Here is a 12,586-nt window from a genome sequence, read left to right as displayed (position 1 = left end):
CCTCACGATCAGGTATACTTTATGGAAAATTTCGAAACTCGCTTAGACCTTGCGTCGCTCACAACCGCTGTTGACGCCATCCGTGCCGAAGTAGGTAAAGTCATTGTTGGGCAACACCAGACGGTTGATTTATTGCTGACGGCTTTGCTCGCCGATGGTCATGTACTGATTGAAGGTGTGCCGGGCGTAGCCAAAACACTGACTGCCAAATTGCTTGCTAAAACAATGTCGGTGGGGTTTAGTCGGATTCAGTTTACTCCCGACCTAATGCCATCCGACGTACTGGGAAATTCTGTTTTCATGCCAAAAACCGGCGATTTCTTGTTCAGGAAGGGGCCAATTTTTTCCAACCTTGTCTTAATTGATGAAATCAACCGGGCTCCGGCTAAGACGCAGGCGGCTCTATTTGAGGTAATGGAAGAACGTCAGGTGACAAACGACGGTACAACTTATCTTCTTGATGAGCCGTTTATGGTGTTGGCTACTCAAAATCCGATTGAACAGGAAGGAACCTATCGCTTGCCTGAAGCACAGTTAGACCGTTTTTTGTTTAAAATTGTCGTAGGCTATCCTATTGCAAATGAGGAAGTTGATATTCTGAGAGGCCATCATCAACGTCGAAACTTGACAGATGCCCTCGACGCTGTTAACGCCGTATTGACTGCCGAGCAGTTAACGATATTACGTGGTCAAGTTCATCAGGTTCATGTAGAAGACAAGTTATTCGACTACATCGCTCATATTGTGCAGGCCACCCGCGTCAATAAATCGCTCTACTTAGGCGCGTCACCCCGCGCATCGGTAGCACTGTTGAATAGTGCGAAAGCTCTTGCTACCCTCCGAAGCCGCGATTTCATTACGCCCGAAGATGTGCAGGAACTGGCCGCACCCGTATTACGCCACCGGGTATTGCTCACACCCGAACGCGAGATGGAAGGTGGTACGGCTGACGAAGTTGTTGCGCAGTTAGTGCAGAAGATTGAGGTACCACGATAGATGACTAGTAACTAGTGTAAAATAATGATCTGTCAAGAGCCAGAAATAGCCGACTGCCGCTTTGCCCAATGGCATAGCGTGGAGCGACTATGGCTGCTCTATTTGTCTTTTACACTCCTCCTTATTCGTTGTTCATTCGCTCAGGGGCAGACACCACCGCGTGAGCAGTTGATAGGCACATGGATTGGCGTTCACTCAGAATTGAGTACGGATTTAGTATGTCCATTACCAACCTATATCCAATTAGATGCCGACAGTATCTATCATCTTGGCCTGGTCGATGGCTCAACCAGTGAACTGAAGTCAACCTGGTCCGTCACTGGTGAGAACGTCCGTTTGGACACGATTCATTACGCTTCCCGGCTCCTTAGCGTAAAGGATAACCTACTCCGAATTGGGACAAACTACCCGATGGTTTTTCGCCGATTTACCGACATATCGATTGACTCAGCAAGCGCTTATCAGCAACTAAGCGGACATGTCTGGCAATCAGACAACCTGACGATTTATCTTTACACCAATGGTCAAGTGAGGCTGGAAAATACGATAACAAACCAGCGTACGGCTCACTTCTGGCAGTTGGCGCAGTTTGGCCAATCGGTATTTCTGATTATTCGAGGTAACCAGTACAATCACAACGGTGGGTACAAACCGTTGTGGCAGATTAGCACTGTATCATCAAAATTAATGCAGGCTATCGGCTGGAACGGTTGCCGGGTAGCGTCTGAGACGTTTCGGTTGGTTAGAGATTTATCGCCTGACGATTTGCACCAACCTACTGATTTTCAGACTTGTGATAACTGTTTCCAACCAATATGGCATGAAGTGCCCCTTAGCCATTCGCCCAGGCGTTACGACATTAACCAATTATTCAGGAAACAGTATCAACCAGTTAGTCAGTCAGGGCAGTCGGGGTTAATTCGGATTCAGTTTGTGGTTAACTGTGAAGGCGAACAGGGATTGGTTGACTTACATGGTTTTGGCGAGGATTATTGCCCGAAAATCTTCGACTGCCGAATTACCGACCAATTGCAGACAATATGCCGGGACTATGTAGCTGCTGACCCATCGCTTCGTATGCCTGAAAAGACAGATGCTCGTCTACAGGATGTCTCCGTTTCACTTACGTTCCGGCTTAAAGACGGACTCTTAACCGACATTCTGCCATGAAGCGCCTTTTCTTCTTAAGCCTTCTACTACCCATTGCGGTGCAGGCGCAAGATGGTGAACGCATTCTAAAGGCTTGTGCGTCAATGCTGGCGAATAACAGAGCACCTCAGCCTATGCCTTTTTTTGGGATTAGGCGAGAGAACATTCGACTAGATACGATGTCGGCCAGCGCTCAGAGTTATCGCCATCGAGCCTTTACGTATCTCTGGCAAGGTAATTATGAAGAAGCTGCGCTGTGGTTGGAAAAAACGGGCGATAACTATCCCAGAGAACATGGCATCATCGGTGAAATTTATCTATCAAAACTACAGGATTATCCCCGTGCTCTTCGTCATTTAGATACCTATGACGCGCTGACGCCTAATTTCGATGACATGATTAGTAACAACCCAATCAGTTATCTACGTGGTTTAACGTATCGAAGTATTGGCAATCACACCAAGGCGATTGAGCAGTTTTCAATTGCTATAGATTCTCTTTCCAGGAAACACGGGCCGGAATGGGTTAATTACAAGCACTTTGTCAGCCGGGCGGTAAGTTATATTGCTACACAGCAGTCAGAAAAAGCGGTAGATGATCTGAACAAAGCCGCTAAAAATTTTACTCGTAGTGCGCTCATAGCCTACCATCGAGGCCGCGCACTCCTGCAACTGAACCGGACGACTGAAGCCCGCACTGCTTTCGAAGATGCTTCGTTTTTTTTTAAGTCTTTACGAGCCGAACGTACGGCTGATTACCAGGAAGATGAATTTAATCCTGTTTACGAAGAAGAGATTGATGAGGCTCTAACCCATTTAAAAAACCAAACCCGTTGACATTTTTTCGTTCTCTTTTCGTAGCCACCCGCCTGTGGTTTATCCTTACAGTGTTTGTGTTGCTGTTCATTACAGCCTACGCTTTCCCAATTCTGTTCCCATTGGTGCAGGTTGCCTTTGTTGTATTTATCATTCTAATTGGGCTGGATAGTTGGCTCCTGTTTCGAACCAAAGCCGGGAATGGCATTTTCACCCGACGTGAAGTACCTGATCGTTTATCAAATGGTGATGAAAATCCGATCACAATTTACCTCGAAAATCGGTACTCATTTCGGACCGATGTGGAAGTAATCGACGAGATTCCGTTCCAGTTTCAACGGCGCGATGTGCTGTTCCGCGCGCGCCTGAATCCGCGGGAGACACGGGCTATTCGCTACGAACTCCGGCCCACTCGTCGGGGTGAATACAGTTTTGGAGCCGTCAACGTTTTTGCGTTGTCACCACTGGGTTTGCTAAAACGACGGTATCAAGTTGAACAGGGCAAGATGGTGGCCGTCTATCCCTCTTTTTTGCAGATGCGGCAGTATGAACTTCTAGCGGCTACCAACCGCCTGACCGAAGTTGGTGTGAAGCGTATTCGGCGCATTGGGCACAGTATGGAATTTGAGCAGGTTCGCCCGTATGCCACCGGCGACGACGTTCGAACGATCAATTGGAAAGCCACTTCCCGCCGAAGTGATTCGCAGGGTGCAGCATTAATGATTAATGCGTATCAGGACGAACGCTCGCAACCCGTTTACTGCCTGATCGATAAGGGCCGCGTAATGCAGTCACCGTTTGACGGGCTTACACTACTCGATTATGCCATTAACGCCAGTTTGGTACTGAGCAATATTGCGCTTATGAAACAGGACCGAGCCGGTATTCTGACTTTCTCCGATCATATTGGCCAGCTTCTCCCCGCCGACCGTCGTACGGGGCACATGCTCAGAATTTTAGAATTGCTTTACCGACAGAAAACGCGATTTCTGGAAACGAACTACGAGAGTCTTTATGCCAGCGTTCGGACGCACATCCGCCAGCGGAGTTTATTGCTGTTGTTCACTAACTTCGAGACCGTGAGTGCTATGCAACGGCAGTTGCCGTACCTGCGTCGATTGGCTAAAGACCATTTACTGCTAGTAATCTTCTTCGAGAATACCGAACTCCGTAACCTGCTTGAGCAACCGGCAGCCGATACCGAGCAGATTTACCTCAAGACAATTGGCGAGAAATTCACGTTTGAGAAAAGACAGATTGTGAAAGAGTTGGCGCAATTTGGCATTCAAACCATTCTGACGGCTCCGCAAAACCTGACAGCCAATACAGTGAATAAATACTTGGAAATGAAAGCGCGGGGGATGATTTAAGAATTTTAATTCTTACCCAAGCCCCCTTTAACCGACTCATAATCAGATTTTAGCCGCCCGGCTTCCTTCGCCAGAAACGTTTGTAGCTGACTGTTAAATTCATCTTTTTCAGCATCAGACAGGGATGCATATATATCTTTTAACTCCTGATTGATAGCAGCCCGCTCAGCATTAGTAGCCGCGTTGATGGATCGGTAATGGTATTTTCGAAAATCGTACTGTGTCATGTCTAATGGCTATTCTTCAGGTAGATTAACGTTACGATACACTCTATTATTCAGCCGTGTCTTTGCTAAGTCCATTCGCTTTCTAGTAAAGATACACGAACCACTTACAAAGCAAAAAGCCCATCCTTTATGAATGGGCCTTGCATTAATTTTTTGTGCTATTACGATTCCATCAGTTCTTTACGCTCCTTCAATCGAGTCCGTTCTATTCGTGCCGACACTAGAATGCTCACTTCGTATAATAATGTAAGTGGCAACGCTACCAGTACCTGACTGTAAATATCCGGCGATGGTGTGATAACACCAGCCACAACCAGAATTATAATCCAAGCGTGTTTGCGATATTCCCGCATAAATTTCGGGGTTAAAACACCCACTTTCGACAGTACATAGGCAACCATCGGCATCTGAAATATCAGCGCGCATCCCAGCGAGAGTGTTACCAGAATACCGATATACGATGTAATATCGAATTGGTTTTTGATTTCGGGTGTAATCTGAAAGTTAGCCAGGAAATTGATGGCTAGTGGCGAGACAATGAAATACCCGAATAACAGGCCAATAAGAAAGAGCAACGAGACAAAGAACACAGCTCCGCGAGCCGCATTTTTCTCGACTGATCGCAGACCAGGTTTAATAAACCGCCACACTTCCCAGAAAGCATATGGGAAGGCAAAACAGAGTCCAATAATAGCCGACGATGTCATAGCCATTGTGAACTGATCCGACACGCCCAGAGACTGCAACTCGAAATTGAGTTTCTTTACGCACAAATCTGCATAGCCCGTCGCATCTGCCAGTTTACACATCATTCGATACGTCCAGAAGTTAGGGTTTTTGGGGCCCATAACAACGACTCTAAAAATATCATCAATGTAAACAAAGGCAATGATGGCAAACAAGAAAATAGAACCGACCGCACGGATAATGTGCCAGCGGAGTTCTTCCAGATGGTCCAGAAAAGACATTTCCTTGCCTTCGGACACTACCTCTTCTTCGTCAGTCAGTTGATCTAATGGCATTGTTATAATAAGTGAAAGATCGGCAAAAGAATGAAAAAGTGAATGACTATGGCGAACCCATAAAATTCACTCTCGCACAAGTAATGAGTTAACTTTTATAGAGCGGAAATGCTTTCATCCACTCATTAATTTCTTCTTTAACGGTCGCCAGCGTTGCGTCATCGTCGTGATTCATCAACACCTTGTCTATATATACGACAACTTGCTCCATATCCGATTCTTTCAACCCGCGTGTAGTCATAGCTGCCGTTCCAATACGCATCCCCGACGTTACCATAGGCGATTTATCATCGAACGGAACCATATTTTTGTTGATCGTGATATCAGCTTTAATAAGCGTGTTTTCAGCCAGTTTACCCGTCAAGCCTTTCGAGCGTAGATCAATCAACATCAAGTGATTGTCTGTACCACCCGAAATAATTTTGTAGCCCAAGCCTAGAAATGCGCTCGCCATCGCCTGTGCATTAGCTTTCACCTGCACGGCATACTCATAGAATTCGTCGCTCAACGCTTCACCGAATCCAATTGCTTTTGCCGCAATGATGTGCTCCAACGGACCACCCTGTGTACCCGGAAAAACGCCCGAATCCAGTAGCGACGACATCAGACGCGTTTCGCCTTTTATAGTTTTAATACCAAATGGATTCTCGAAATCATTCCGCATCATAATTATACCGCCCCGTGTACCACGCAGCGTTTTGTGCGTCGTTGTCGTAACAATGTGCGCATGATCGAGCGGATCATTTAACAATCCCTTGGCAATCAGGCCAGCCGGGTGAGATATATCAGCAAGTAATAAAGCGCCAACTTCGTCGGCAATGGCCCGCAAACGAGCATAATCCCAATCGCGACTATAGGCCGAAGCGCCACAAATAAGCATTTTTGGCCGTTCACGCTTGGCTGTTTCCTCAACAGCATCATAATTGATAACACCCGTTTCCCGCTCCACGCCGTAAAATGTCGGACGGAAGTATTTGCCCGAAATGTTTACCGATGAACCGTGCGTCAAGTGACCTCCGTGAGAGAGATCAAAACCCAAAATTGTATCGCCGGGGTGTAGACAAGCTACGAACACAGCTGTATTTGCATTGGCACCGGAATGCGGCTGCACATTGACCCAGGTAGCGCCAAAGAGTTCTTTAGCCCGGTCGATGGCGATTTGCTCAACCTGATCTACGACCTCGCATCCGCCATAGTACCGTTTACCGGGTAAGCCCTCAGCATATTTGTTGGTCAAAACACTGCCAGCCGCTTCCATAACGGCAGGCGACACGAAATTTTCGGAAGCTATTAGTTCAATCCCCGACTCCTGCCGGTGTTGTTCTTTGGCAATCAGGTCAAATACCTGCGTATCGCGGGTGGTAGTGGCGGTCGTCATGCTACGAGCGTTTTTGTATTCAGTTATTCTGGTCATTGGCGGTTACTTCTGAGAACCGGCAAACAACCAACTCATTATACAGCAAAGGTACGGCAGAAAATGGTAGGATTTGGAAGATTTTGACTGTGATATAGTAAGATGAAATGCGGACAATATTTATTTATTTTTGAGCCTATACGAACACTATCCAAACCATCGAATAAAACTTCATCCTACCAAAAAACTATCAATGGCGTTGGCAATTCCTTTCGTTCCTGCTACATGTCAGCACTAAACAGGTATATATCATGAGAAAGTCAAGTCACTGGCAATTATCCGAACAAAGAGAAGACAAATCAGGTGAAATTGATGGCCGGTAAAGCACAAGGCATCAGCTCGGTGTAATTATCATTTTCCTTTCGCTATTGTCTGATACTTAAGAGGAGTCATGCCCACATGTAACTTAAACTGTTGGTGGAAATGTGAGCTATTATTATAACCACATTCCAGCCCCACCTGCCCAATACTTAAGTCGATGTTTATAAGCAGTTTACGGGCGTGACCAATGCGCAACTCATTAAGGTATTCTACAAACGTTTTTCGGGTGCGATTTTTAAAATACCGACAGAATGCCGCCGGAGCCATACCGGCCACAGATGCTATCTGCTCTACCCGGATTTCAGTCCGAAAATTCGCCAGGACAAACTCTAAAACTCGCTTCATCCGCTCAGTATCAGCTGCTCCCGGAGCAAGTTGATAGCTATCGCTAGCCAATAAGCAATCATCCTGGTCAGTAGCCAACTGGTTCAAAATAGTCAATAAACCCATCAATTGAGTTAAGCCCGTCTGTAGAGGTAGTTGTTCCATCATCATCGCTACCGATTGGCTCATTGACGTACCAAAGCGCAGACCAAACCGAGCGCGTTCGAGCAGTTGGCGTATAGCGTCAGCCTCTGGTACAGCGGCCAGCCCTCGCTCAGTAAACGTAGCCGGAAACTGCACCACCACCGATTCGGCCTGCTCCTCTGAACTGCCCTGGTAAAACTCTTCGTCGTTCCGCCAAAAATGTGGTAAGTCAGGACCCAGCAATACCAAGTCACCCGCTCGAAATGACTCAACGTGATCGCCAACAAAACGACGGCCATGACTCTTGGCAATGTAAGTCAGTTCATACTCTGGATGATAATGCCAGGGTGCGTCGAAGTAGGGCAACTGAAATCGACGAACCAGCAGCGAACTCTGCTCACTGAACATTACTTTCTCGAAAAGAGCTTTCACAAAATGGTCTATTTTAACCTGTTTTCTTAAACAGTAAAGGTAAAGTCATCAAAATTAAATACAAATCAGCAAAATATCTGCTTTTAGTCTTACGAACGCCCAGCTACTTTTGCTTCATATTCTTAAACTACCAGCCAATGGAAGCTACAATAGACAAAGAAACGCTATTAAATGAACTGGATTCTGACTACACCGTTAGTCCAGAAGCAATTGCGTTTTATCGGGAGAAAGGATACGTTAAACTCAAAGATGTATTGAGTCCAACCGTCTTGGACTACTATGGCAGTATTATCACGGACTTAGTTTTTCGGCTTAATACGCTCATAAAACCGATGGAAGAGCGTACAACCTACGAGCGGGCTTTCCTGCAAATTATGAATCTATGGCGCGAAGATGAGGAAGCGAAAGCCTTTGTTTTCTCGAAACGACTCGCCAAAATTGCCACCGATTTAATGGGCGTTCAGGGCGTTCGGATCTATCATGATCAGGCTTTGTATAAAGAACCATCAGGCGGTATTACGCCTTGGCATGCCGACCAATTCTACTGGCCACTGGCATCACCCAATACAGTTACCGTCTGGATTCCTTTGCAGGAAACACCAATGGCAATGGGTCCGCTGGCTTTTGCAGAAGGAAGCCAGCATGTTGAAATTGGCCGCGATGTTGAAATTAGCGACACGAGTGAAAAAATCCTGGCCGACGAGTTGCAAAGGCAAAATTTCAACGTTCATGATACACCGTTCGACCTTGGCGAAGTGAGCTACCATGCGGGCTGGACGTTTCACCGGGCAGGACCAAATGCATCAAACCATCCCAGAAAGGTTATGACGATGATTTACATGGACAAAGACCAGATTATTACACAACCGCGTAATAAATTTCAAGTGGCCGACCATGCGAAATGGCTCAACAATGCACCCATTGGCAGCAGCCCACAAGACGACCTGAATCCAGTATTATTTAGCTATTGATCGGCTATTCCTGCCTTTTGTCCAGAAAACCCCGGCCAACGCTGGGGTTTTCTCGTTTAGTTAGGGTGATGAATGGAAATATTTTCGTTCAATTGCTGTTCACTTACCAAACCATCACTTACCCGAAGCGGTATGAAATCTATTTTCGCACTCGTTGGGTGGCTATTTATTAGCTTAACCGCAACAGCGCAGATTCGTAAAGACCCGACCAGCTGGTCAGCCAAAGTCGATAAACAGCCCGCCAAAGTTGGCGATGTCATCAGTATCCGCATTCAGGCCAGTATTGGCGATGGGTGGCATCTCTATTCAAACGACCTTGATCCAAACATTGGTCCTATTCCAACCACATTCAAATTTTCCGCTTCCGATGCGTTTACCCTTGTAGGCAAACCAGTTCCGGTAGGTGTTCAGGAGGTTTTCGAGGAAGTTTGGGGGGCTAAAGTCAGGCAGTTTGAAAACAAGGCCGTTTTTCTGCAAAAAGTCAAGCTTCTTAAGTCAACCGCTACTTTCGCCGGGACGGCTGAGTACCAAGTTTGCTCAACTAAAGACGGGGTTTGTTTACCGCCAGCCGAAGCTGAATTTTCGGCAACCATTCAGGCAGCGGCAGGCGCCAACACTTCCCTGGCTACTACACCCCCTGTAGCGTCTATTCCCGGAGCAACGTCAATTGTTACGAAGCCAACCTCAGAAACGGTCGTTGCGGCAATTACCCCAGCTTCAACACTAGCTGCTACGGAATCTATTCCACAAGCGGCATCCATCAATACAGCACTAACTAAAGAGCCGGAATTGATCATTGACGAAGCGACAAAAGCATCGGATGGATCATTGTGGAGCTTCATGCTAGCGGCTTTTCTGTCAGGTCTGGTTGCCTTACTCACCCCTTGCGTGTTTCCTATTATCCCGGCGACGGTCAGTTTTTTCACAAATCAGCAAGGCGGGCAGTGGAAAGCCTTGTTGTATGGAGCATTCATCATCGGCATTTATGTCCTGATCGGCACAGTTGTGTCACGATTTAACGGACCTGCCTTTGCCAACTTCGTTAGTACCCACTGGTTACCAAACCTCTTGTTTTTCGCCATCTTCTTTATTTTTGGGTTATCCTTTCTGGGGCTTTTCGAGATTGTTTTACCCAATTCGCTTATTAATCAAGCTGATGCCCGTTCAGAGAAAGGAGGCATTGCCGGTATTTTCTTCATGGCATTTACTCTTGTGCTGGTATCATTTTCCTGCACCGGACCCATTGTTGGCAGTTTGCTTGTAGCATCGGCAGGTGGCGAAGTCATTAAACCCATTTTGGGGATGGCAGCCTTTTCGTCGGCTTTTGCTATTCCATTTACACTATTTGCGGCTTTTCCTCAATGGCTTAAAAACTTGCCCCGCTCGGGTGGGTGGCTCAACTCAGTTAAAGTAATATTGGGCTTTCTGGAACTGGCTCTTGCCTTAAAATTCCTGAGTATTGCTGACCAGGTTTATCATTGGGGATTGCTCGACCGCGAAGTTTTCCTGTCGCTCTGGATTGTTATATTCGCCTTAATTGGCTTCTATTTCCTGGGTAAAATCCGTTTGCCTCACGACAGCGAAACCAAATATATAAGCGTTCAAAAATTGTTGATGGCTATCGCGACGCTCTCGTTTGTTGTTTATATGATCCCAGGACTTTGGGGCGCACCGTTGAAAGCCCTGTCAGGTTACCTACCTCCCGAAACCTCGCAAGATTTTAACCTAAATGATCGTCAGGGGGCAGCAAGTACAATAGCGAATCCGCTAACCGAGACGCCTAAATATGCGAACCTGTTTCGCTTACCGCGCGGTTTACAAGGCTTTTTCGACTACAAACAGGGATTGGCTTACGCAAAAAAAGTAAACAAGCCCTTATTCATTGATTTTACGGGCCACGGCTGTGTCAACTGTCGCGAGATGGAAGCCCGTGTCTGGTCGGACCCTGCGGTGATGTCGCGGTTGCAGAATGATTTTGTAATTGTGGCTCTGTACGTAGACGATAAAACCGAGCTTCCCGAAGCTGACTGGTATACCTCTACTTACGATAACAAGGTAAAGAAAAGCATTGGTGCACAAAACGCTGATTTTCAAATCACTAAATTTAATAATAATGCTCAACCGCATTACTGCTTAGTTAACGGTGAGGGGAAGTTGCTGGTGTCTCCTAAAAATTATGACCGCGACGTAGCACATTTCGTTTCGTTTCTGGATTCCGGTAAAGCAAAGTTTTAAGAAAAATAGTTGTAACGTGGACGGTCGGCAGCAGCGACCCGCGTATCCATAGGCTAATAGCATTTCAGTTACAACTTGGCCTTTGGCTACGCGGGTTACCACAGGGCCGACCGTCCACGTTACACAACAAAAAATCCCTGCCAGACTCTGGTGGGGATTTTTGTTACTCCATAAAGCCTACTTATCGGACAACGCTTTGTGCCGGAAATGATTGGGCCTACATCATTTTCATGTCTGTTTTCGACTGGTCGGTAAGTAATACGCGACCGCGCTCTTTATGAACAACAGGGAATTCTTATAAAAATGCTCTTTGTGGTGTCAGGTTTGAGAACCTGACACTACAAAGAGCACATGAAATATCCTGATCGAACAGAAAACGGAAAAACAACCGAGCGAAGGACATGTAAGCAAACAAAGTTTGAAAAACATTAAAATCCTTTGAACAACTTGTAAAACCGCATTGCATAAAAGGTATTTCCGCTATATTCTTTCACTAAATCAACGATAACAACGCTCTACCTATCAACACATTAACGAATATATCCTTCTTTTACCTCAACTGTGACTTATTACACCTAGATTTGGATATACATGTAAAATATGCGTATATCCACGAGTTAGCGGCAACCTCGACAAAACGAAAGTACAAACATAGTTGACAATAATTTCGCTTGTACCGTTTTGTGCAAGCTGTGATTCGATAACTAAAAAAGCAAAAAAAATGGAAGACAAAAAGAATCAAACAGACCACTCAACTTCCCCCGTTAATACAACACCAAAGGTGACAGGAATTGGCGGCATTTTCTTTTTTTCAGACAATCCGCAGGAAACACAAGAATGGTATGCCAAAAATTTAGGGCTTGAAATCAATGAATGGGGTTCGTCGAGTTTTGAATCCAGAAACATTAATAGACCTGACGAGATAAACTCTCTTCAATGGAGCCCTTTCAAAAAAGGAGATGAGTATTTTTTTCCATCCAAAAAAGATTTTATGATTAATTACCAAGTCCAGAATATTGAAGGGCTTGTAAACAAACTCAAAGAAAACGGGGTGACCATACTTGACAGCGTTGCAACGTACGATTATGGAAAATTTGTCCATATTATGGATTCAGAAGGCAACAAGATTGAACTATGGGAGCCTATTGACAGCTAAGGCAGCCAAT

The 12,586-nt window shown here is 45.9% G+C and carries 11 protein-coding genes; 7 read left to right on the top strand and 4 right to left on the bottom strand.

The genetic code is table 11. The features are described 5' to 3' along the window. Positions 1 to 21 precede the first annotated feature (21 nt). Genes ACFS25_RS01840 through ACFS25_RS01825 form a run of 4 tightly spaced genes read left to right on the top strand, consistent with a single transcriptional unit; the run spans position 22 to position 4,330 of the window. Complete coding sequence (locus tag ACFS25_RS01840) at positions 22 to 996, top strand: AAA family ATPase (protein ID WP_381496697.1); 975 nt, start codon at positions 22 to 24, stop codon at positions 994 to 996. A gap of 24 nt (positions 997 to 1,020) precedes the next feature. Beyond that, complete coding sequence (locus ACFS25_RS01835) at positions 1,021 to 2,166, top strand: hypothetical protein (protein WP_381496696.1); 1,146 nt, start codon at positions 1,021 to 1,023, stop codon at positions 2,164 to 2,166. Continuing rightward, entirely contained in the window at positions 2,163 to 2,981 is an 819-nt protein-coding gene (locus ACFS25_RS01830) for a tetratricopeptide repeat protein (protein ID WP_381496695.1), read from the top strand. Before ACFS25_RS01835 ends, ACFS25_RS01830 begins: the two co-directional genes overlap by 4 nt. Further along, complete coding sequence (locus ACFS25_RS01825) at positions 2,978 to 4,330, top strand: DUF58 domain-containing protein (protein ID WP_381496694.1); 1,353 nt, start codon at positions 2,978 to 2,980, stop codon at positions 4,328 to 4,330. Before ACFS25_RS01830 ends, ACFS25_RS01825 begins: the two co-directional genes overlap by 4 nt. Positions 4,331 to 4,335: 5 nt before the next feature. Here ACFS25_RS01825 and ACFS25_RS01820 read toward each other — a convergent pair whose 3' ends face one another. From ACFS25_RS01820 to ACFS25_RS01805, 4 genes are all read right to left on the bottom strand, one after another. Then, positions 4,336 to 4,557: a hypothetical protein gene (locus ACFS25_RS01820; RefSeq protein WP_381496693.1), complete on the bottom strand. Its 222-nt coding sequence runs from the start codon at positions 4,555 to 4,557 to the stop codon at positions 4,336 to 4,338. A gap of 161 nt (positions 4,558 to 4,718) precedes the next feature. After that, positions 4,719 to 5,579, bottom strand: coding sequence for a twin-arginine translocase subunit TatC (gene tatC / locus ACFS25_RS01815; RefSeq protein WP_381496692.1), 861 nt, complete (start codon positions 5,577 to 5,579; stop codon positions 4,719 to 4,721). 88 nt (positions 5,580 to 5,667) lie between these two features. Beyond that, complete coding sequence (locus ACFS25_RS01810; protein ID WP_381497404.1) at positions 5,668 to 6,957, bottom strand: serine hydroxymethyltransferase; 1,290 nt, start codon at positions 6,955 to 6,957, stop codon at positions 5,668 to 5,670. Between the two features lie 387 nt (positions 6,958 to 7,344). Then, positions 7,345 to 8,214, bottom strand: coding sequence for an AraC family transcriptional regulator (locus ACFS25_RS01805; RefSeq protein ID WP_381496691.1), 870 nt, complete (start codon positions 8,212 to 8,214; stop codon positions 7,345 to 7,347). 137 nt (positions 8,215 to 8,351) lie between these two features. On the opposite strand from ACFS25_RS01805, the gene ACFS25_RS01800 reads away from it, so the two are divergent. The 3 genes from ACFS25_RS01800 to ACFS25_RS01790 all read left to right on the top strand — a co-directional run bounded on the left by ACFS25_RS01800 (position 8,352) and on the right by ACFS25_RS01790 (position 12,576). Beyond that, positions 8,352 to 9,185 carry a phytanoyl-CoA dioxygenase family protein gene (locus ACFS25_RS01800; protein ID WP_381496690.1) on the top strand — a complete coding sequence of 278 codons (834 nt, stop codon included), beginning with the start codon at positions 8,352 to 8,354 and terminating at the stop codon, positions 9,183 to 9,185. Positions 9,186 to 9,317: 132 nt separating this feature from the next. Beyond that, positions 9,318 to 11,420, top strand: a complete 2,103-nt coding sequence (locus tag ACFS25_RS01795; RefSeq protein ID WP_381496689.1) for a protein-disulfide reductase DsbD family protein — start codon at positions 9,318 to 9,320, stop codon at positions 11,418 to 11,420. Positions 11,421 to 12,141: 721 nt separating this feature from the next. Continuing rightward, positions 12,142 to 12,576, top strand: coding sequence for a VOC family protein (locus ACFS25_RS01790; RefSeq protein WP_381496688.1), 435 nt, complete (start codon positions 12,142 to 12,144; stop codon positions 12,574 to 12,576). Positions 12,577 to 12,586: the final 10 nt, after the last annotated feature.

It is taken from the genome of Spirosoma flavum (assembly GCF_042686045.1).
Lineage (GTDB): Bacteria > Bacteroidota > Bacteroidia > Cytophagales > Spirosomataceae > Spirosoma > Spirosoma flavum.
Note: the sequence above shows the minus strand (reverse complement) of the source record. Positions and strands in the feature narration are given on the sequence as shown.